The organism is Pseudoalteromonas distincta (assembly GCF_005877035.1).
Taxonomy (GTDB): Bacteria; Pseudomonadota; Gammaproteobacteria; order Enterobacterales; family Alteromonadaceae; genus Pseudoalteromonas; species Pseudoalteromonas distincta.
The window spans coordinates 97,338-120,059 of record NZ_CP040558.1; the positions used below are offsets into that span (position 1 = coordinate 97,338).

Sequence of the window (22,722 nt, forward strand, 5' to 3'; positions counted from 1 at the left end):
AAATACTTTGTTACATATTCCATTTTATTGTTGGTCTAATGAGGTTTATGATACTGCCTGGTGTGCTTTATTATTTAAAGCTCCCTTGATACCCATTCCATTAAGTAAAAGCGTACAGGCAGTGCTATTTTTACTCCTGCTATATTCAAGAATTTAATGGAGTTGGTATGTGATACCAACCTGCATAAATCTTTGATCAATTTAACGAATTAAATTGCACTATAACGTCGTTAAAAATTTTTTATTTAGAACAACTAGATACAAAAACTTTTGCCTAGTTCTAGCGTAATTTTCTTAACGTTAAATAGACCCCATACATAAGCAGATTGGTATGATTTAATTCTAACTAACAAACGGAATCATTATGAATAAAGTAACAATGGCCGCTGCGAGCATAGCGCTTGCACTTGGTCTAGTAGGTTGTGGTGAAAAACAACAAGAAGCTAAAGTAACCGATACTCCTGTAGTAACAGCACCCGCTGAAAAGCCACTAGAGCTTGGTATTGAACTAGCGAATATGGATAGTTCAGTACGCGCACAAGACGATTTTTATTATCATGTAAATGGACAGTGGTTAGCAAAAACTGAAATACCAGGTGATAAGTCTAACTACGGTTCTTTTTCGCAGTTATATGATGAGTCACAAAAAGCGATGAAAATTGCCCTTGAAAACGCAGCCGCGAATAAGGCCGCTAAAAAAGGCAGCGATGAGTATAAAATTGGCGCATTTTATAAAAGCTACATGAATCAATCTGCGCGTAATGAGCTAGGTATTACGCCATTACAACCGTCATTAGATACGATTGATAGCGTTAAATCTAAAGCTGATTTAGTGGGTTTAATGGCTAAAATTCAAAAACAAGGCGGTACTTTACCGTTTGGTTGGTTTGTAAATAACGATGCTAAAAACTCGAGCGAGTATGCATTGTATTTATCTCAGTCGGGTCTTGGTTTACCAGATCGTGATTATTACTTAAATGATGACGAAAAATTCACTAAAATTCGTGCTTCTTACGAGCAATACATCACAGATGTTTTAGCAAAATCAGGCGTTAAAAATGCAGCAGAAGCTGCCAAGAGCGTACTTGCATTTGAAAAAACACTAGCTGATGCTCAGTGGAGCCGTGTGCAAAGCCGTGATGCAACTAAATCTTATAACAAGATGACAGTAGCAGACGCAAGCAAGTTGATGGGGGAGCTTGATTTAGCTGCATTCTTTAAAGATGCAGGTGTGAGTGCAAGTGATATTATTGTACGTCAACCAAGCTACTTAGAAGCACTTGCTACTATTTACAAAGACACTGATTTAGCGACGTGGAAAAACTACTTAAAATTTCATTTTGTAAGTGGTTATGCAGAGCTACTTAGCGAAGATTTAGTTAACCTTAACTTTGACTTTTATAGCACAACACTTCGTGGCGTAAAAGAACAAGCACCTCTTTGGAAGCAAGCGGTTGATGCATCTAACAGTGTACTTGGTGAAATTTTAGGTAAGGTATACGTTAAAGATAACTTCCCGCCAGAAGCTAAAGCACGCATGGAAGAGTTAGTTGATAACGTAATTAAAGGTTATGGCGTTGCTATCGAAAATCTTGAGTGGATGAGCCCTGAAACAAAGCTTGCAGCGAAAGAAAAATTAGACAAATTTACGCCTAAGATTGGTTACCCAGACACGTGGAAAGATTACTCAGAGCTAGAGATTAACTCAGACGAGCTAGTAGGTAATTACATCCGTTATAGCGAATGGGCATACGCAGATATGATTGCTAAATTGGGTAAACCAGTTGATCGCTCTGAGTGGCACATGACTCCGCAAACAGTCAATGCGTATTACAACCCAGTAAACAACGAAATTGTATTTCCTGCCGCTATTTTACAACCGCCATTCTTTAATTTAGAAGCGGATGATGCTGTAAACTACGGCGCAATTGGCGCGGTAATTGGGCATGAGCTTGGCCACGGTTTTGACGACCAAGGTGCTAAATACGACGGTGACGGTAACTTACGTAACTGGTGGAGTGAGACTGACCTTAAGCAATTTGAAGAGCGTACAGCGGCTTTAGTTGCACAGTATAACGAATATAAACCGTTTGAAGATGCAAGTGTTAATGGTGAGCTAACGCTTGGCGAAAACATTGGTGACTTAGGTGGTTTAACCGTTGCGCATAAAGCGTATATGCTATCTTTAGGTGATAAAAAAGCACCCGTGATAGATGGTTACACAGGCGATCAACGTTTCTTTATGGGTTGGTCACAAATCTGGCGTCGTAACTACCGCGATGAAGAGTTACGTAATCGTTTATTAACAGACCCTCATTCACCAAGCCACTACCGTGTAATCGGTATCTTGTCGAACATGCCTGAGTTTTACGAAGCGTTTGACGTAAAAGAAGGTGATAAAATGTATATCAAACCAGAAGATCGCGTAAAAATCTGGTAATTGCATTACTATAAATAACAAAAAACCAGTAAGTTTTTAGCTTACTGGTTTTTTTGTATCTTGAATTTGTAAATAACCTGAACTATGGATAATAAATCTATCTCAAGCAGCTATTTTTAGCGCTAACTGCGTTGAATTTACTTGCAATAGGCCAGCTATTGACGCGTAAATTCGCCTTGTTTTCACTAAAAATCTCTGGCTAGAGAAAATAAATTTAAATATCACCATGATTCAATACGTTAATAAATCTCTTAACCAGAGTTCAGGTTAAATAAGCTTTAGCTCATTAAGCACGCGTGCATCCATTCTTCGTTACTCAGTATGTTTTTATAAAGCGCGAGTTGGTTTTGTGCTCGCTCTAAATTATGCTCTGCATGAGCTACTTTAAAGTACACATCGTTATTTAAGTAATCAGTTAAAAAGCGCACACTTAACATGAGTGGCATAATTTTAGCGCCTAATAATAAGCTTTCTTGCTCTAGTATACTCATGCTACTTTTTAATGGCGTTACATAGCCTTTAACAATGGCTGAAAATATATCTTTTCGAATAACAACGTTGTGTAAGTTAGTTGAATCCTCGGCTTCGGGGGAGCAAAATGTACGTACCATGTCGCCAAAGTCATAAAGCCAAAGTCCTGCCATACAGGTGTCTAAATCAATAACTGCTTTTGCTTTGTGAGTTGTATTACAAAACAGCATATTATTTATTTTTGTATCGTTATGACACACTCTAAGCGGTATGTGTTTAGCTACCTGACTAAGCTCAGTAATTAAATGCTGCTGCGTTAAGCAATACTCTATTTCACCATTGCAGTGCTTTACTCTATTAACTACGTTGTTAGTGATTGCGGTATTTAATTGCTCAAAGCGCATCGCTAAGTTATGAAAATCAGGAATTACAGTGTGTAGCTGTTGCGCATCAAAATCTTGTAATGCATGAGCAAATACGCCAAAGGCGTAAGCCGCTTGCTCGCTCTGCTGGGTATTTTTAACAACGTCTTCGCTGTAGCTACCGCTAATATAGTTAAGGACGCGATAATACGCATTATCAATTTTTATTAAGTGTTCGTCGCTTTGTGTCGCTATATGTTTGATTATTTCAAGCGGGTAATTATTTTGCAGTTGTTTAGCATTTAAATGCTGCTCAATTAGTTTTGCGTTACTCACTAACTGAGCAGGGTTTTTAAATACCTCAGTATTTAGTTTTTGCACAATAAACTGTTTATCAATACTTGTAAGTAGCCATGTACTATTTATATGACCGCTACCAATCGCACTAACTTGAGTTAACTCAGGGGGCAGTGCTAACAGTTCGCTTAGCTTATTTTGTATTGAGATATTCATTGTGCTCACTTATGCCCTTTTTTTATGCGTATCGGGCAACTATTTTTTCGATAATTTCAGCATTCGCTTCAGGAAAATCATAATTTTCTAATTCACTAATTGCTACCCATTCGCTAGGTTGCCCTTCAGCGCCATGTGCCTCACCGCTAAAGTTACTTACTACGTGTACATCTAATTTAACGCATTTATCGCCGTAGTCATGTTCAATTACCATCAATTGGCTAGAGCTGTGAATGGTTAGTCCAACTTCTTCAATAAGCTCGCGTTTAAGTGCAACAAACACACTTTCTCCAGCTTCGACTTTACCACCAGGAAATTCCCATAAACCGCCTTGATGTTGTTCATCTGCACGTTTACAAATGAATATAGCGTTATTTTTCTTAATAACACCAACAGCTACATGTACAATTTCTATAGTCATTACTTTAAAACTCCATAAAAAAAAGCGACGCTAGCGCCGCTTTTTAATAAGCTACTGACAATATTGGGTTATTTTAATTTACCGCAACACTGTTTGAATTTTTGACCTGATTTACAAGGGCAAGGGTCATTACGACCTACTTTTGGTTCTGTACGAGCCATTACTGTCGCTGTTTCTGGCGCTTCGCCACCTACGTGCTCAGCTTCTTCATGTTGGTATTCGCGAGGAGCATTTTCACTTTTACGGTGTTGCTCTTCTACTTTTTCAACATCTTCTTCTGCGCGTACTTGTACTTTACTTAGAATGCTTACAACATCTACTTTCAAGTTTTCAAGCATTTCGGAGAACAGCTCAAACGATTCACGCTTGTACTCTTGCTTAGGATTCTTTTGCGCGTAACCACGTAAATGAATACCTTGGCGTAAATGATCCATTGCAGCAAGGTGATCTTTCCAATGCTGATCAAGGCTCTGTAGCATAATCGCTTTTTCGAATTGACGTAAAACAGAATCGCCAACTTGCTCTTCTTTTTGCTTGTATGACTGCTCAACCGCCTGCTCAATACGCTCACGAAGCTTTTCTTCGTATAGTTTATTGTCATCTGCTAACCACTGAGTAATAGGTAACTCAATTAAGAAGTCTTGTTTTAAACGCTCTTCAAGGCCAGGAATATCCCACATTTCAGCAAGGCTTTGCGGTGCAATGTACTGATCAATTGTATTGCTAAGTACGTCACCACGAATTGCAGTAATAGTTTCTGAAATATCACCTTCTTCAAGTAGTTCGTTACGCTGAGAGTAAACAACACGACGTTGATCGTTTGCTACATCATCGTACTCAAGTAGTTGCTTACGTACATCAAAGTTACGTGCTTCTACTTTACGCTGTGCATTTTCAATCGCACGGTTTACCCATGGATGTTCAATTGCTTCACCGCGTTGCATACCGAGTTTACGCATCATGTTAGTCATGCGCTCACCGGCAAATATACGCATTAACGCATCGTCCATCGATAAGTAAAAACGGCTTGAACCAGCATCACCTTGACGACCAGAGCGACCACGTAATTGGTTATCTATACGACGAGATTCGTGACGTTCAGTACCTATGATATGTAAACCGCCGGCATCAATTACTGCATCATGGCGAATTTTCCAAGCTGCTTTAATTTCAGCAATTTGCTCATCAGTTGGGTTTTCAAGTTTTTCAACTTCACTGTTCCAGTTACCACCTAACACGATATCGGTACCACGACCGGCCATGTTTGTTGCAATTGTTACTGTCCCTGGTAGGCCAGCATCTGAAACGATGTCAGCTTCTTGCGCATGAAATTTAGCATTAAGTACATTGTGCTTAATTTTTTCTTTGCGTAAAAACTGCGATAAATACTCAGAGCTTTCAATTGAAATAGTACCAACAAGCACCGGTTGTCCGCGGTCTTGGCAGTCTTTAATATCAATTAAAATAGCTTCGTATTTTTCTTCTTGCGTTAGGTACACTAAATCGGCGCGATCATCACGAATCATCGGCTTATTAGTTGGCATAACAACAGTATCTAGGCCATAAATTGACTGAAACTCAAATGCTTCAGTATCGGCTGTACCTGTCATACCTGCTAACGTTTCGTATAAACGGAAGTAGTTTTGGAACGTAATAGAGGCAAGTGTTTGGTTCTCGTTTTGAATTTTTACACCTTCTTTTGCTTCAACAGCTTGGTGTAAACCTTCTGACCAACGACGACCTTCCATTGAACGACCAGTATGCTCATCGATAATAATTACTTCGTTTTCTTTTACAACGTAATCAACATCTTTTTGGTATAGCTTATGAGCACGAAGGGCGGCATAAACATGGCTTAGTAGCGTAATGCTTGCTGCTGAATAAAGCGAATCGCCTTCTTCAATTAAGCCGCGCTCAGTAAGTAGCTCTTCTACTTTAATTTGACCACGTTCTGTTAAATGAACTTGCTTAGATTTTTCATCGATAGTGTAATCGCCGTCACCTTCAATGCCTTCTTCGTCTTCTTTTTCTTGAAGCTCAAGTAAAGGAACGATGGTGTTTATTTCAGTGTATAGCTCAGAGCTATCCTCAGCTGGGCCTGAAATAATAAGCGGGGTACGTGCTTCATCAATTAAGATTGAATCCACTTCATCGACTACAGCATAGAATAATGGACGTTGAACTCGTTCATCAATGCTAAAAGCCATGTTGTCACGAAGGTAGTCAAAACCAAATTCGTTATTAGTACCGTATGTAATGTCGGCAGTATAAGCGAGCTTCTTTTGCTGCGGCATCATACCTGGTACGTTACAGCCTACGGTAAGGCCTAAAAATTCAAATAACGCACGGTTGGTTTCAGCATCACGTTTAGCAAGGTAGTCATTCACGGTAATTACGTGAACACCTTTGCCTGTTAAGCCGTTTAGATAAGCTGGTAGAGTAGCTGTAAGTGTTTTACCTTCACCGGTACGCATTTCTGCAATGCGACCTTGATGTAAAACCATACCACCTAATAACTGCACGTCGAAATGACGCATGCCATTTACACGCTTTGACGCTTCACGTACCACAGCAAAAGCCTCTGGTAGAATGTCGTCAAGGCTTTGTCCGTTATCGTAACGTTCTCTAAACTCAGCTGTTTTAGCTCTTAAATCTTCATCAGAAAGCGCTTCAAGTTGCGTTTCTAGCGCATTGATTAGCGCGACCGTCTTTCTTAAGTTTTTAATAGTGCGGTCATTGCGACTACCAAAAAGCTTGGTAAATAAATTAGATATCATGATAAAACCGTTACAATGTATTCTTTGTCAGCCGAGTATCGGCTAACCCATTTTTAACAATTGGTAATTAATATGTGCTTTTAAGTAACACTTAGAACATATTAATTAGCAATTTTGTATTAAACCGTTCAAAAAGCACTGTTTATTACGTGCGCTACTATACCAGACTCTGCCAAACAACAAACTATCTCAATAAAAAGATCGGTGTATAAAATCGAAAAATTTGATCTGGTTCGTAAAAATCACTTTGTATTACTCAATTACAGTAAAAATAGCAGCGAACTGTAAAGATATGGTGCTAAATAAATTAAAAACAAGGGTTATAGTTGCGCTTAAGTTTTACGCTTAAACACAACTATAAAATGAATGTTTTATAATTTAAATTGATTAACCGTTTTGTTAAGCGCCGCAGCTAAATCACTTAAGTCACGAGCTTCGTCAGCGAGGGTGTGCGCATGGTCAGCGGTACTGTTCACTAAGTTATTAATTGCCGAAAGGCTCGTATTAATATCTTCAGCAACAACAGTTTGCTCCTCGGTAGATGTGGCTATTTGATGACTTTGGTCTTGTACTTTAGTAACCGACTGCGCAATATTGTGAAGTGAGCTAAGCACTTCTTTAGTTTGAAGCACTGAGCCCTCGGTTTGATCTTGTCCTTGTTGCATCATTACTGAGGCTTGTTGAGCTATTTGCTGCAAGCGCGAAATCATATTTCGAATATCGTCTGTTGATTCTTGTGTGCGACTTGCTAGTGAGCGTACTTCATCAGCAACAACGGCAAAGCCTCTACCGTGTTCACCGGCACGAGCAGCCTCTATAGCCGCATTAAGTGCAAGTAAGTTGGTTTGATCTGCAATGGAATTAATTACATCGACTAACGCACCAATGTTATTACTTTCTTGCTCAAGACCTGCAACCACTTTAGATGCTTCGCCAATATGTAATGCCAGTTCAGTCATTACTGTTTGCGCCTGTGTAGAACGGCTAGCTCCTTCAGCTGTAATTGCTTGTACTTCTTCAGCTGCGTTATTTGTGTGTTGTGCGTTACGTGATATTTCAAGCACAGTAGTCGCCATTTCAGTTACCGCTGCGCTCACGCTATCAACTTGCTGCTTCTCTTGCTGAATTTCAGAATTTGTTTTCTCAGAAACACTTCTTAACTGGGCCGCTGCATTACTTAGTTGTTCTGCTTGCGCTGCGGTATCAAGCATCATGGCGTGCAACTTATCAATAAAAGTGTTCATGTGGTTGGCCAGCTGTCCCACTTCATCTTGACTATTAATATCAATTTTTTGAGTAAGATCGCCTTCGCCCGATGCTATATCACGCATAATGTGTGTAAGCGTTGTAATGGGTTTTGAAATCATGTGGGTAGCCCATAAAATCATGGCTAATATAATGATTAAGATAATAATTACCGCCGTTGTTGTAGCGGTTACTGCGGCATTTACGGGCTCTTCAATCATAGTAGTTGGGATAAGTAGACCTACATACCAATCTATATAAGGCTGCTCTAGCTGCAAACGATGGTAAACCACATAAAACTGCTCACCTTTAAAAGTAACCATTTGGCTGCCTTCAAGGTTATTTCGCATTTGTGTATTTAACTCTTTAAAGCCTGCTGTATTTGTAAATTGTTGCTCAAGTGCATCGAGCCCTTCTTTACCGTTTGCACCTTCATCTGTAATTGAAAGTTTATGCCCAGTGGCCTTTGAAAAATGTACTACTTTTTGATTGCCATCGAGTAAAAATCCATAACCTTGGCCGTTAAAGCGAATATTTTCGACCATGTCGTTAATTTTGTTTAATTGTAAATCAACACCGCCCATACCGATGAGTTTTCGCTGAGCGTTATAAACAGGTTGTTGTACTACTGCGGATGCTACGCCTGTGGTTAAATCAACAGAGATTGGACCTACATAAAGCTTGTTAACTTGCATGGCTTCTTGCCACCACCCACGCTTGTAGGCGTAATAAGGCTGGCCGTTGTAGTGACTTGTACGCTCGTTCTCTTTAAAGTATTCACCGGTGGTTGCTGAGGCAAAAAAGGCCGATAAAATGTTTTCGTCATTTGAGCTTAAACGCACAAAGTCTTGGTTTACTTCGTGGTAACCTGGCGCGCTTTCGAGTGCTTGATCGCGCGTATCCCAATTTTCAAAAAAGTTGATTAAATGTGGGTTATTAACAAAGGTTGATACCATTTTACCGTACATCGCGAAGTAACTTTGCATTGAAAGTTGCTCGGTCTGTAGATAACTTTGTGCTTCGTTTTCTATGTTTTCTCTAGAGAGATTGGCAATGTGTTTAACAAAAAATGTTGAGGCGATAATTAGTAAAACGGTAATTGTTCCACCAATCAATAATAATATTTTCTTCCGTAATGATAAATTATTTAGCATGAGTACACATATTTTTATTATTTATGAAATTATATCTAATCATATCTTACTTAAAATCTCTATAAAGTTAGATAGAAAGAACTAATTATGCGTTTAAAATAAAGGCTTATACAAAAATGACAAATAAAAGTAATAAATTAGTAGTATTAGGTGCAGGCTGGTTAGGACATGCTTTATGCGTAAGTGCACAAAAAGCTGACTGGCAAGTACAAGGAACGCATAGAACAGATATACACGAGTTTGACTTTGAGCGTCAGTTTACACTTGAAGATGGACAATTAAGGCATCAAGTTGATTTACAAGATGCTTATTGGGTATGTGCTATTCCACCCCGTAGCAGACACAGTGAAAGTAATTATCCTGAAACACTCACCGCAGCGCTTAAGCTTTCAAAGGAGCTAAACGCAAAGGGCTTTTTATTGTGCTCATCAACCGGGGTGTACGATCAAGAGCCTGGTGTATATAGTGAAAGTAGCGATATTTCATGCACAAACGAGCGCCAAATAAAGCTTTACGAAGCTGAAGAGCAAGTGCTTGAACAAGATGGCAAAATACTTCGTTTAGCTGGATTACTAGGGCCTAATAGAGAACCGGGGCGTTTTGTGGCAGGTAAAGAGCTCAATACATCAAGTGAGCAAGTGGTAAATATGGTGCATCAACAAGATGTAATTAATGCTATTTTTGCGGTGATAGAGCACTGGCAAGTAGGGCAAAATATTTATAATGTGGTTAATCCTGCGCACCCTACAAAAGCTGAATATTACGCGATGAAGTGTCAGCAACATGGTGGTGAAATGCCAACGTTTACAGGAACTGATTCGGCTGAGCGAAAAATATTAGGCTCAGCCATTGAAGCCTTAGGGTTTAGCTATCAGCACGGTATTTAATATGCTGAAGGCAGGGGACTGCTCTCTATAAAGTCGCATAGCTTACCTTCACTTAGTAATGTGTTAGCAGCTTCGATATCGGGAGCAAAGTAGCGGTCTTTATCATAATAACTCACATGCTCGCGTAACAACGCTTTAGCGCTTTGCACTTTATTTGATGGTTCAAGCGGCTTTCTAAATTCTAGCCCTTGAACCGATGCTAACCATTCTATTGCCAAAACACCTTGGGTATTATTGGCCATTTCATCTAAGCGCCTTGCTGCAAAGGTTGCCATAGAAACATGATCTTCTTGATTTGCAGATGTAGGCAAGCTATCGACCGAAGCCGGATGCGCTAATGATTTGTTTTCTGATGCAAGCGCTGCTGCGGTAACTTGGGCAATCATAAATCCTGAATTTACCCCCCCGTTTTCAACTAAAAATGGCGGTAATTTGGATAGGTTTGAATCGATAAGTAATGCAATTCGCCTTTCTGCTAATGCACCAATTTCGGCAATTGCGATAGCTAAGTTATCGGCGGCCATTGCAACGGGTTCTGCATGAAAGTTTCCGCCCGATATTATGTCGCCTACATCGGCAAAAACTAGCGGATTATCGGTTACACCGTTCGACTCGCATAGCAACACTTCTGCAGCTTGGCGTATCTGAGTTAGGCAAGCACCTAGCACTTGAGGTTGGCAGCGAAGGCAATAAGGGTCTTGTACTTTTTCACAGTTGACGTGGGAGCTACTAATTTGAGAGTGCGTATCGAGTAGCTCTCTAAATACTTGAGCGGTGTCTATTTGTCCGCGCTGTCCGCGAATTTCATGAATACGTGCATCAAATGGCGCGCGACTGCCCATTGCGGCTTCTATACTTATCGAGCCGATAACGCAGCTTTGTGCATATAGGTTCTCGCTTCTAAATAGGCCTTGTAGTGCAAACGCAGTCGACGCTTGTGTGCCATTTAATAATGCTAAGCCTTCTTTAGCTGCAAGGGTAAGGGGTTCAAGTCCCGCTATTTTTAACCCTTGTGCTGCGCTAATTATTTCTCCTTTATGTCGCATTTGACCTTCAGCTAATAAAGGTAGACACATATGCGCAAGAGGGGCTAAATCTCCCGATGCCCCCACGGAGCCTTTTTTAGGCACGCATGGATATACTTCGCTACTAAGCAGCTGCATAAAAAATTGGATTACTTGCAGGCGAATGCCCGAATAGCCACGTGAAAGCGAGTTTACTTTTAAGGTGATCATTAACCTTACAGTGCTGTCATCCATGTATTCGCCAATACCCGCAGCGTGTGAAAGCACAATGGAGCGCTGTAATAATTCAAGTTGGTCGTCGGCAATTTTAGTATTGGCTAATAATCCAAAGCCGGTGTTAATTCCATATACAGTGCGGTGTTCATTAATAACGTTTTGAACGGTTTGCGCGCTGGCTGCTATTTGCGACTCGGCATGCTTTGCAAGGCTTAACTTTACCGGTGAATTATTAATTTTTTTTAGTGTGTTTAAATCAAGTGATCCGGGTGTGAGAGTAAGTTCGAACATGATCATTCCTCGTTTAACATAGGTAGGTCTAAATTTTGTTCTTTAGCGCAGTTTTTTGCTATGTCGTATCCGGCATCAGCATGGCGCATTACACCTGTTGCAGGGTCGTTCCACAGTACGCGAGCAATACGCTCTTTAGCTTCATCAGTACCATCGGCAACAATAACTACACCAGAGTGCTGACTAAATCCCATGCCTACACCGCCACCATGATGAAGCGACACCCAAGTAGCGCCACTAGCGGTATTAAGCAGTGCGTTGAGTAATGGCCAATCTGATACTGCATCTGAGCCATCTTTCATGCTCTCTGTTTCGCGGTTAGGGCTGGCAACTGAACCAGAATCGAGGTGATCGCGACCAATAACGATAGGGGCTTTAAGTTCGCCATTTTTAACCATTTCATTAAAGGCCAGTGCAAGGCGTGCTCTATCTTTTAGGCCAACCCAGCAAATACGTGCAGGTAGCCCTTGAAATTGTATGCGTTCCCGCGCCATATCAAGCCAATTATGCAAATGTGCATCATCAGGAATAAGCTCTTTTACTTTAGCGTCGGTTTTATATATATCTTCAGGGTCGCCTGATAATGCTACCCATCTAAATGGTCCAATACCTTCACAAAATAAAGGGCGAATATAGGCAGGCACAAATCCAGGAAAATCAAACGCGTTGGTAACACCCTCATCAAACGCCATTTGACGAATATTATTACCGTAATCAGTAGTGGCGGCACCGGCTTTTTGTAGTGCCAGCATAGCTTTAACTTGGACTGCCATTGATTGTTTAGCGGCTTTCACTACGGCTTTTGGATCTTGCTCACGCATTTTTGCTGCGTACTCCATTGTCCAGCCTTGTGGTAAGTAACCATTTAATGGATCGTGAGCAGATGTTTGATCTGTGACTACATCAGGGGTAATGCCTGTTTTAACTAGTGTACTAAATACATCGGCAGCGTTACCTAGTAAACCCACTGAGAGGGCTTTACCTTTTACACATGCATTGGTTACTAATTGCAGTGCGTGTTCAAGACTTGTTGCTTTTACATCAACGTAGCCTGTTTTTATACGAAAATCGATACGGCTTTCATCACATTCAACAACCAGTGCACTAAACCCAGCCATTGTAGCTGCAAGTGGTTGCGCACCGCCCATACCACCAAGACCACCTGTTAATACCCATTTACCACTAGCGCTACCTGCAAAATGTTGCTTTGCCATAGCTACAAAGGTTTCGTAAGTTCCTTGTACTATGCCTTGCGAGCCAATATAGATCCAAGAACCCGCCGTCATTTGCCCGTACATCATCAAGCCTTTTTTATCGAGCTCGTTAAAGTGCTCCCAATTTGCCCAGTGTGGAACAAGATTTGAGTTAGCAATAAGCACGCGAGGAGCATTACTGTGGGTTTTAAATACACCAACGGGTTTTCCTGATTGTACAAGCAGGGTTTCGTCGCTTTCGAGCCTATCGAGGGTTTCTATAATTTTGTCATAACTTGGCCAATCACGAGCTGCTCGGCCAATACCACCATATACAACAAGTGCATGAGGATGCTCTGCAACTTCAGGGTCTAAGTTATTCATTAGCATGCGCTTAGCAGCTTCTGTTTGCCAGCTTTTAGCACTTATTTTATCTCCGAGAGGTGCACGTATTACGCGACTTGTGTCGAGTCGGTTGTTCATGTTTTGCTCCTGTTGTATATACAAGGTGATTTGTTATAAAAAAAGCGCAGTAAGCGCTATTGTTTGTTATTTTTTAAATGTTAAGTGGCCACCTAAGCGATATTTACTGCCAGGTGATACAAGGCGCGCAAAGCTTACAATGCCTTTAACAGACCAGGTGCGTCGGATCACTTGTAAGCATGGCTCTTCATTATATAAGTTTAACCATTGGCACATTTCGCTGTTTGGCATAATGGCCTCTACGGTATGCCTTGCTTGGGTAAGTGGGGCAACACTAGATAGATATTCATGTGGTGTAAGCATGCTAAAGTCTTGTTGTAAGTAGCCAGTCGCAAGGGCAGGGTTTACAAAACGCTCTTCTAGCTGCAAAGGGCTGTCGTTTTCGTTATGCACAAGTACACTTCGATATACAACACTTTCAACCTCAACACCAAGTGCAATGGCAATAGGTGCGACTGCATTTATTGATTCGAGTATGAGTACGCTACAGGTGTAGTTGCCGTTACGCTCTTTTACTTCATCAGCAATATTTTTTATTTCAAGTAATGATGACTGCGATTTAAATGTAGCTACAAATGTACCTAACCCTTGGCTGCGGGTTAAAATGCCTGCCTCGGTTAATTCGCTTAGTGCTCTGCGAGCTGTCATCCTGCTTACACTAAATTGACTACTTAGTTCGTTTTCAGAGGGAACACGTTGGTTTTCTTGCCACGTACCGCTGCGTATTTTATCAACAATGAATTGTTTTATTTGCGCAAATTTAGGTGTCGTCATTAAATTTATGGTTACATTAAAATAGACTATATAAATAAGATGACACAATTACCTTGTATATACAAGATGGGTTGTTAGACTATATTTTCATCACTCTGGGCGTAAAAAGGGCTGAAAAATGCAAAGCACAACACAAAATTATGAGTTAGAAGAAATCGACTTACTTTTAACTGATGCCAATATTGCCACTATGGATAGCAATATAAATGCCCCTTATGGCGCAATTGAAAATGCTGCTATAGCCATTAAAAATGGTAAAATTGCGTGGATTGGAGAGCAATCAACATTGCCTAGTTTTGATGTGTTTGCAACGCCGACATTGAGTGTAAAAGGGCAGTGGTTAACGCCGGGCTTAATAGATTGCCATACTCACTTAGTATTTGCAGGTTCAAGATCGCAAGAGTTTGAACAGCGTTTGCAAGGCGTAAGCTATGAGCAAATCGCAGCACAAGGCGGTGGCATAGCAAGTACGGTTAAAGCCACAAGAGCAGCCGACCGTGAACAATTGTTTGTTGATGCAAAAGATCGCTTAAATACGTTGTTAAAAGAAGGTGTAACCACCGTTGAAATAAAGTCTGGTTATGGGCTAGATACTGAAAACGAGATAAAAATATTAGAAGTCGCTCGTTTATTAGGTGAACATCACCCTATTGATATTAAAACTACTTTTTTAGGGGCGCATGCTCTACCGCCTGAATACAAAGGCCGTGCTGATGAATATATTGATTTAGTGTGTACTGACATGCTTGATCAGGTAGTGGCTAATAATCTTGCTGATGCAGTCGATGTATTTTGTGAAAATGTAGGGTTTAGTTATTCGCAAACCAAACGTGTTTTCCAAGCGGCTAAAAAGCACAACCTCCCAGTAAAATGCCATGCTGAGCAGCTATCTAATCAACAGGGTTCTCAGCTGGTGGCGCAGTTTAATGGCCTTTCGGCGGATCATATTGAGCATCTAAATGAAGAGGGTGTAAAAGCCATGGCAGACGCTGGGACGGTAGCGGTGTTATTGCCAGGTGCATTTTATTTTTTAAGAGAAACTAAATTCCCACCTATAGAATTACTTAATCAATATAAAGTACCGATAGCTATTGCGAGTGACTTTAATCCTGGTACTTCACCGCTGTGCTCAGTGCACTTGATGATGAACATGGCATGCACATTGTTTAGATTAACACCTGAGCAAGCATTAGCTGGTGTTACTCGAAATGCAGCTAAAGCACTAGGGTTAGACGACCGTGGTATTTTAAAGGTTGGCGCAAGAGCTGATATTGCGCATTGGCAAATAAGTCATCCATCACAATTAAGTTACCAATTTGGCGTAAATAAACTGTTAAATTTATGGATTTTGGGTAGAATTAATTAGTTTGTATTATTTTTACCCACATATAACTTGGTTTAAACTTTTTTAGCGAATACGGATGCCGTTAATTTGAACATACTAACCGACAGTAATTTCCCAATATTTTTTAGTGGTGCACTATTAATGGCGATGATCGCCACTTTATTTGCTGTTAAAAATACCAGTATTAAATTTAGTTATTTATGCACAGCTGCTGTTGGTTTAGCTATCTTAAGCAGCGGTGCGGCTTGGCTTGCTATTTTACTAGCCTTTGGATTTTGTTTTCACTTATGGCAAGCATTTGAGCGAAATAATTGGAGCATGATAATTACCAGCTCAATGGCTGGTCTTTTATTTGTTGTTCTATTTTCAGCTCATTTATTATTGGAAGTTCCGCTATTTTGGGTTGTGTTAGCAATATTATTATTAGCTATTGTTGGCTTTTTAAATGATGAAAGTGCTGAAATAGAAGTCGTTATAGAGCCAGAACCTGAAGGTGATGCATTTATTGAAGAGTCTCCGCTTTCAGTTTTTGCAGATAGAAAACAGTTACGCCAAGGTTACTATGCATGGTGCGACAACAAACAAATAAGCGCAGCGTTAATCGTTATTCGCCTTGAAGGCTTTGAGCAAGTTAACCAGCATATTGGACGCGACTTTGGCGATATACTGTTAGCGCAATCGGCTAATCGAATAAAAGAGCTACTTTCAAGTGACGAAATAGTGACTTTAACTGGGCAAGAAAAGCTAGCCCACTTAGGGGGTCTTAACTTTGCATTTATTTGTAGTTTCGCGAATCAAAAACACTTACATGAATTAGTTATTGACCAAATACTGGGTGCAACGCTTAAGCCATTTAATGTTGCTAACTGCACTGTAGAAGTAAAAGCGAGAGCGAGTTATGTTGATTGTAATGAGCAAGATAACAACTTTGATAATTTAATATCGTACGCATACCTAGCACTCGATAGCCACCCAGATCGCAAGGTTGTGCCTTATCATCAACAAATGATGATTGAATTGCGAGAGCAACAAGCGCGACTAAAAGAATTAGCAAATATTGATTTTTCGAGTGAGTTAGAGCTTTATTTTCAGCCTATTATTTGTAACGAAAACGGTCAAATTGAGTTTTTAGAATTACTACTGCGTTGGCAGCACCCTAAGCAAGGAATTTTATCCGCTAACAGATTTATCGACGACATAAGAATTGCAGGGCTTGGTTATCCACTCGCTAAATTTGTAATAGAGAGAGCCGCTGAGCTTGCAATGGCGCTTAGAATAGAAGGTATTTCTATACCGCTTAGCATTAACGTATTTGGTCCTGAAATGCTTAACGAAGAGTTTATTGAATTTGTTGATGTTGTTTTAAGTGAGCATCACTTGGAAGCTGGCGATTTAATTGTTGAATGCCCTTTGCATATTTTTGCGGGACTAGATGATAAAGGCAGAGGCATGATCGCAAGGCTTAATAACATAGGCTTAAAAGTATGTGTTGATGGACTTGGTGATAACCCGGTACTGCTTTCTAAGTTACCAAGTTTAGCGGTAGAGTATATTAAGGTTTCACCTTCACTTACTGCTGACTTTAGTAATCAAAACAATATACGCAGTTTAGTTAGCGGAATGGTTGAAATGCATAGCCAACAAAAAACAAAAGTGATTTTTGAAGGGGTAGAAACACTTGAGCAACTTAAGTTTGTAAAAAGCTTAAAAGGTTATGCTGCCCAAGGTTATTACTTTGGTCACCCGCTAAGTAGTATCGGTTTAATGAGCTGGCTAAAAGAGTGGCGATTAGTTCAACAGCGCTAAGTGTTTTCTTTGGCTTGTAGGTAGCTATTCACAAGTGCACTGATCACTTGCCCTACATGGGCAGCACCGGCCTCAACTCCGTTAGGGTGCTGGCTAGGCGCTGCTTCACATAAATGTAAGTACTTAGAGTGGCGATGGTTTGCTGCTAAATGCACAAAGTGCTCAGTGTCATTCACACTAAATCCGCAACATGTGTACGCACTAACCGGCATGTAAGTAATACTATCTAAATCAACTTCAATACCCAGTGGTAAATCGTTAAAATTACTTAATGCGTTTTCAATTGCCTGCGTGAGTGTAATTTTTCGCTTAACTTGTATTGATTGATAGCTATCAAACGTAAAGTTAGCTTCACTCATTGCATCTATAATTGCTTGATTGTTTTTTATCTCATGTAAGCCAATAACGTGGTAATTACTTAGATGTTGCTCGTTATAAGCGTAGCGAAAGCCATTGCCGCTATGGCGACCTTCACATTCTCTAAAGTCGGCATGAGGGTCAAAGTTGATAGCATTAATAGGTGTATTTTTTGACTTACTCAGGGCACGGATAATTCCCAAGCAATTGTTATGACCTCCGCCAATAACGATTGGCTCAAGCCCCGCTTTAAAAATAAGGCTCAATACCGATTCTACGCGTTCATCAAGCTGTTGGCATAAATCTCGTAATTGAGTTAATTGCTGGCCTTGCTGATTATTAAGCTGGTTGCTTTGCGCCATTAAATCATCAGTATTAACTTCACCCAATAAAAGCACTTTTTGAGTGGCACTAAATTGATTGTGAGGTTGGTTTAAAAAGCGTTTTAAAAAAGCTGGCCATGCCTCGTTTGCACCGCCATTTCCTAAGTTTGCTTTTGGGCCGATATCTTCGCAAATACCCAGAAGTACATAGCGGATACCAAATTGAGCAGCGTCAACAAGTGCTTGTTGCAGGTTTACTTGGGTGTCGAGCAAGGCCATTGATTGCCATGCTTTTTTCTCATTTGCGCGGGTAGAGCAAAGTGTTCTAACCGCGCTTTCATCATATACTTTTAAATGGGAAGTCACGTTATACTTCTACAACTTCCAACTCTAATTCTTCTGCAGATAAAACAATGCCTGTGCTATCTGCATAAATAAAGTCGTCATCAAAAAATGATACCCCAGCAAAGTTAACGCCTATAGCATCTTCACCAGCACCTTCGCTGTCGGCTGCAACAGGGATTGAAGCAATTGCTTGAATGCCTAAATCAAGCTCTTCAAGCTCATCAACGTGGCGTACTGCGCCGTAAACAACAATACCATTCCAGTTGTTTTCAAGTGCTAGCTCAGCCAGTTCAATGTCGATTAGTGCGCGACGAGTTGAGCCGCCACCATCAATAAGAAGTACTAGGTCTGTACCATCTTGAGAAAGTAATTCGCGGATGAGTTCATTATTTTCAAAACATTTAACCGTTTTAATGCGGCCACCAAAGCTGTGTCGACCACCAAAGTTGATGAACATAGGCTCTAGCACGTCAACCACGTCAGCAAAGTGGTCGCATAAATCAGAAGTGCTGTAATCCATTATTTTATCCTCAAAAGGTACATTAATTTATATCTCAGTATACCCTCCTTATAAGCAATAACAACGACTTAATCGCAGTAAATTTAGGCAAAACAAGCGCTAAATCATTAATCGCAATAATAGTGTATTAAAAGCGTCACTCAATTGTTATTTACAACACATAAGCTAAATCGGTGTTCATATGTTATGCAATGAGGGATGGTGATGAATAATAATATGCTTAAAAAGGTAACTCAGATAGATGAGCAATTATTTTTAACTTTGTTTAATTGCAATTCACCGAGGTGGTTTAAAATAATGGCCTTTGGTTTGTCTAAAAGCGGTGATGGTGGGCTTTATATATTAATATGCTTAGCAGTGTGGTGGCTTAGTAATAATGAACAGCACCAATTATTGCCTGTCACTATATTAATTGGTTTTGCTATAGAAAGACCTATTTACCTACTAGCTAAAAATAGATTTGCTCGGATCCGTCCATGCGACTGCTTAGTAACAAATGCCTATATAGTACCAAGCGATAAATTTAGTTTACCATCGGGTCACAGTGCTGCTGCCTTTTTAGTGGCAATTATATTAAGCCATTTTTTTCCAGAATATGCATTACTACTATTTAGTTGGGCTACCGGCGTTGCTATGTCTCGTGTGGTATTAGGTGTGCACTTTCCTGCTGATATTATAATAGGCGCAACGATTGGTAGTTTTTGTGGTTTATTTGCGTTAGCACTTGTGGTGCCTGCATGAAAATATTGTATGGAGTGCAAGGTACCGGTAATGGTCATATAACGCGCGCTCGGGTTATGGCAAGCTGCTTTAATAAGCTCGGTATTGATGTTGATTATGTGTTTTCAGGGCGCGCAAATAAAGATTACTTTGATATGCACGAATTCTCAGATTATAAAGCGTATCGCGGTTTATCGTTTAGCACTGAAAATGGGCAAGTTAAAAATTTAAAAACACTTAAAAACATGCGAATTTGTAAGTTGGTGAGTGATATAAAATCGCTTGAGATAAAACAGTACGATTTTGTACTTAACGACTTTGAGCCTGTGACAGCATGGGCTGCAAAACGGGCAGGTATACCCGTTATTGGCATTAGTCACCAAGCAGCATTTTTGTCAGATAACGTACCTATGTTTGGTCGTGGCGTCCTGAGAAAATCACTTATCAAGCATTATGCACCAGCGACTACCTATTTAGGCGTGCACTGGCAACCATTTGCAAATAATATAATACCGCCTTTTATTGCTCATCATAATCACGACAACCCTGTAGCCGTAATGAACAAGGTATTGGTATATTTACCTTTCGAAAACTTAGATAGCGTTGTTGATTATTTAAAAGACTTTCCCGAAAAAGAATTTTATTGCTATCACCCAAATGCCTGCAATCAGTCTTTTGGACATATACATTTACGTGCCCCTTCACGCTCTGGTTTTCTAAACGACTTAGCAAACACAAGTGGCGTTATTGGTAATGCGGGATTTGAGCTTGCCAGTGAAGCGCTTAAGTTAGGTAAAAAGTTACTATTAAAGCCTTTAGATGGTCAGTTTGAGCAAGCAGCAAATGCACAAACTTTATTTGCCATGGGCATGGCGCATGTTATGAACTATTTAAACCCACAAGCCCTTGATGATTGGAATAGCGCGCCGCAAAACAAGCAAATAAATTACCCCAGCGACCCCGCGCCTTTAATTGATTGGTTGGTTAAACAACAATGGAATAACACACAATCGTTACATAAAGGTTTGTGGGATAGTGTCGCCTTATAGCCATCACATTTAAACTGTTTAAAATTACCAATAATAAAAAGTTAAATTAATTAGTCGCTTTTGATCTATTAGCTATAATAAAAATGCATATTTAAAAAAGGCGTTAGCGATGAATTTTTTACAAAACTTAACAATCAAACGACGTTTACAATTAAACGCAGTCGTTGTTGGTTTAGCAATGGTGGTCCTTTTATGCGTGATTATTTTTGAATCACGTACAACCCTGAGCTTAAACAAGACTATTCAATTAGCAGAAGAGCTCAACGTACATGCATTAGCATTGCGTAAACATGAAAAAAACTTTTTGTTTTATAAACAAGAAGACGCGTTAACTGCATTTGAAACGGATTTTGAGCAGTTAAGTGATAAAGTAAAAAAGTTACAACAGTTAATGGCTAACCAAGGTATTGCACAGGAGCAAGTTCAGCGCTTTGAGCAACTAATAAATAGCTATAATAATGATTTTAATACTGTTGTTAAGCTTCAAAAAGAAATTGGTTTAACCCCGACCGACGGGTTATATGGCAAGCTTAGAAGCTCGGTTCATGAAGTTGAACAACTATTAAAAGAGCAGCAAAATTACCAACTGGTGTCGTCAATGCTGCAACTAAGACGCTCAGAAAAAGATTTCATGCTGAGATTTGATATTAAGTACCTAGGGCGTTTTAATGAGGGAATTAATACATTTAAGCAGCAGATAGCTGCAGCACAGCTGCCAAGCGACTATAAAGCACAAATTAATCCTTTGATTGATATATACCAAAGCGAATTTCAAACACTTGTGCAGGCGCAAACTAAGCTAGGGCTAGATCTTGAGTCAGGCGCACTTGGAGTAATGCGTGACAGTGTAGATAAAAGCGACGCCATTGTTTCTAAAATCGTTAAAGACACTAAGTTACAAGTAGAACAAAGTGTAGAGCAGGCTCAATTTTTAGCTATTTTGGTATTTGTGATTGCAGGTGTGATTGTATTAGCACTCGTTTATTTTACAAGCCACTCCATTATTGTACCTATTGAGCGGGTTTATCACACTATTAACGATATTCGTCGTAATAATGATTTGAGCGTGATGATAGAGCAAACTGGTAAAGACGAAATTACCACCATGACGGTCGACTTTAATAGCTTAATAGGCGATTTTAAGAACTTAATTAACGAAGTTAATGGTGCTTTAAACACGCTTAATGTAGCAACAGAGCATTTATCAGAAAGTACCGCAGCAACAAGCTCTGGTATGCAAGAGCAACTACATGAAGCCGACATGGTTGCAACTGCAGCCACCGAAATGCAGGCGACGATTCAGGATATTTCACATAATACTGAGGCGGCTGCGAAAAAAGCAGAGTCAACAAATTTAAGTGCACAACAAGGGCGTAGTGAAGTAGATTCTACCGTTAAGCACATTAGGGCCCTATCTGATTCGCTGGGGAATGCATCAAATGTAGTGTCGCAACTTGAAAAAGATGGTGAAACAATTGGTTCAGTGCTTGATGTAATTCGAGCGATTGCAGATCAAACAAATTTACTTGCACTTAATGCGGCAATAGAAGCGGCCCGTGCTGGTGAGTATGGTCGTGGTTTTGCTGTTGTTGCAGATGAGGTTCGTTCATTAGCAAAGCGTACTCAAGAGTCTACAAGTGAGATTGAAGGTATTATAAGTACCTTACAACAGCGTACTCAAGAAGTGGTGAGTATTATGCACAAATGTCGCTCTCAAGGTGATGAAAGTGCCTCACAAGCAATTAAAGCTGGTGAGCTATTGGGCGCAATTACTGAGGATGTACAAACAATAATGGAAATGAGCTCTCAAATAGCAGTTGCTATTGATGAGCAAAGCCAAGTGGCATCAGAGGTTAATAAAAATGTAGTAAGAATTCGCGATATTGCACAAGACGCAACTGAACATGCTGCTAACAATGCGCAAACAAGTGAAGAGGTCTCTGAGCAGGCTCGCGTTCTGTTCACTGCAATTGATAAATTTAAGGTTTAATAACGCTTAATAGAA

Annotated in this window: 16 protein-coding genes; 7 read left to right on the top strand and 9 right to left on the bottom strand. The window is 40.1% G+C overall.

The window, feature by feature from the left end:
* Positions 1-364 precede the first annotated feature (364 nt).
* A complete protein-coding gene (locus FFU37_RS00415) occupies positions 365-2,440 on the top strand; it encodes a M13 family metallopeptidase (RefSeq protein ID WP_138488414.1) in 2,076 nt (691 codons plus the stop codon).
* A gap of 278 nt (positions 2,441-2,718) precedes the next feature.
* Here the strand turns inward: FFU37_RS00415 and FFU37_RS00420 are convergent, their stop codons facing one another.
* The 4 genes from FFU37_RS00420 to FFU37_RS00435 all read right to left on the bottom strand — a co-directional run bounded on the left by FFU37_RS00420 (position 2,719) and on the right by FFU37_RS00435 (position 9,383).
* Positions 2,719-3,786 carry a phosphotransferase enzyme family protein gene (locus FFU37_RS00420; RefSeq protein ID WP_138488415.1) on the bottom strand — a complete coding sequence of 356 codons (1,068 nt, stop codon included), beginning with the start codon at positions 3,784-3,786 and terminating at the stop codon, positions 2,719-2,721.
* A gap of 22 nt (positions 3,787-3,808) precedes the next feature.
* Positions 3,809-4,207 carry an 8-oxo-dGTP diphosphatase MutT gene (mutT, locus tag FFU37_RS00425; RefSeq protein ID WP_007582062.1) on the bottom strand — a complete coding sequence of 133 codons (399 nt, stop codon included), beginning with the start codon at positions 4,205-4,207 and terminating at the stop codon, positions 3,809-3,811.
* 68 nt (positions 4,208-4,275) lie between these two features.
* Entirely contained in the window at positions 4,276-6,984 is a 2,709-nt protein-coding gene (gene secA, locus FFU37_RS00430) for a preprotein translocase subunit SecA (protein WP_039485905.1), read from the bottom strand.
* Positions 6,985-7,355: 371 nt separating this feature from the next.
* Positions 7,356-9,383 (bottom strand): methyl-accepting chemotaxis protein, encoded by a 2,028-nt coding sequence (locus FFU37_RS00435; RefSeq protein WP_138488416.1) that lies wholly within the window; start codon positions 9,381-9,383, stop codon positions 7,356-7,358.
* Positions 9,384-9,499: 116 nt separating this feature from the next.
* Between FFU37_RS00435 and FFU37_RS00440 the strand changes: the two genes are divergently transcribed.
* On the top strand, positions 9,500-10,270 hold the full coding sequence (locus FFU37_RS00440; protein ID WP_138488417.1) for a Rossmann-fold NAD(P)-binding domain-containing protein: 771 nt from the start codon (positions 9,500-9,502) through the stop codon (positions 10,268-10,270).
* On the opposite strand, the gene hutH is transcribed toward FFU37_RS00440, so the two are convergent.
* From hutH to hutC, 3 genes are all read right to left on the bottom strand, one after another.
* The gene (gene hutH / locus FFU37_RS00445; RefSeq protein WP_138488418.1) at positions 10,267-11,802 is read right to left on the bottom strand and encodes a histidine ammonia-lyase; all 1,536 of its coding nucleotides are present in this window, start codon (positions 11,800-11,802) and stop codon (positions 10,267-10,269) included. The two genes, FFU37_RS00440 and hutH, sit on opposite strands and share 4 nt — an antisense overlap.
* A 2-nt stretch (positions 11,803-11,804) precedes the next feature.
* Complete coding sequence (hutU, locus tag FFU37_RS00450) at positions 11,805-13,478, bottom strand: urocanate hydratase (RefSeq protein ID WP_138488419.1); 1,674 nt, start codon at positions 13,476-13,478, stop codon at positions 11,805-11,807.
* Between the two features lie 66 nt (positions 13,479-13,544).
* Entirely contained in the window at positions 13,545-14,252 is a 708-nt protein-coding gene (gene hutC / locus FFU37_RS00455; protein ID WP_138488420.1) for a histidine utilization transcriptional repressor HutC, read from the bottom strand.
* 118 nt (positions 14,253-14,370) lie between these two features.
* Here hutC and hutI point away from each other — a divergent pair, with 118 nt between their 5' ends.
* Positions 14,371-15,618: an imidazolonepropionase gene (gene hutI, locus FFU37_RS00460; RefSeq protein WP_039485892.1), complete on the top strand. Its 1,248-nt coding sequence runs from the start codon at positions 14,371-14,373 to the stop codon at positions 15,616-15,618.
* Positions 15,619-15,738: 120 nt separating this feature from the next.
* On the top strand, positions 15,739-17,403 hold the full coding sequence (locus FFU37_RS00465) for an EAL domain-containing protein (protein ID WP_138489988.1): 1,665 nt from the start codon (positions 15,739-15,741) through the stop codon (positions 17,401-17,403).
* Here FFU37_RS00465 and FFU37_RS00470 read toward each other — a convergent pair.
* A complete protein-coding gene (locus FFU37_RS00470) occupies positions 17,400-18,449 on the bottom strand; it encodes a formimidoylglutamase (RefSeq protein WP_138488421.1) in 1,050 nt (349 codons plus the stop codon). The genes FFU37_RS00465 and FFU37_RS00470 overlap by 4 nt on opposite strands.
* A gap of 1 nt (position 18,450) precedes the next feature.
* Positions 18,451-18,948: a ribonuclease E activity regulator RraA gene (gene rraA, locus FFU37_RS00475; protein WP_002959955.1), complete on the bottom strand. Its 498-nt coding sequence runs from the start codon at positions 18,946-18,948 to the stop codon at positions 18,451-18,453.
* Between the two features lie 201 nt (positions 18,949-19,149).
* Here rraA and FFU37_RS00480 point away from each other — a divergent pair, with 201 nt between their 5' ends.
* The 3 genes from FFU37_RS00480 (at position 19,150) to FFU37_RS00490 (ending at position 22,707) form a co-directional block, all read left to right on the top strand.
* Complete coding sequence (locus tag FFU37_RS00480; RefSeq protein ID WP_138489989.1) at positions 19,150-19,689, top strand: phosphatase PAP2 family protein; 540 nt, start codon at positions 19,150-19,152, stop codon at positions 19,687-19,689.
* Positions 19,686-20,717, top strand: a complete 1,032-nt coding sequence (locus FFU37_RS00485; protein WP_138488422.1) for an MJ1255/VC2487 family glycosyltransferase — start codon at positions 19,686-19,688, stop codon at positions 20,715-20,717. The genes FFU37_RS00480 and FFU37_RS00485 overlap by 4 nt, the downstream gene beginning before the upstream one ends.
* Before the next feature lie 109 nt (positions 20,718-20,826).
* Positions 20,827-22,707, top strand: coding sequence for a methyl-accepting chemotaxis protein (locus tag FFU37_RS00490; protein WP_138488423.1), 1,881 nt, complete (start codon positions 20,827-20,829; stop codon positions 22,705-22,707).
* Positions 22,708-22,722: the final 15 nt, after the last annotated feature.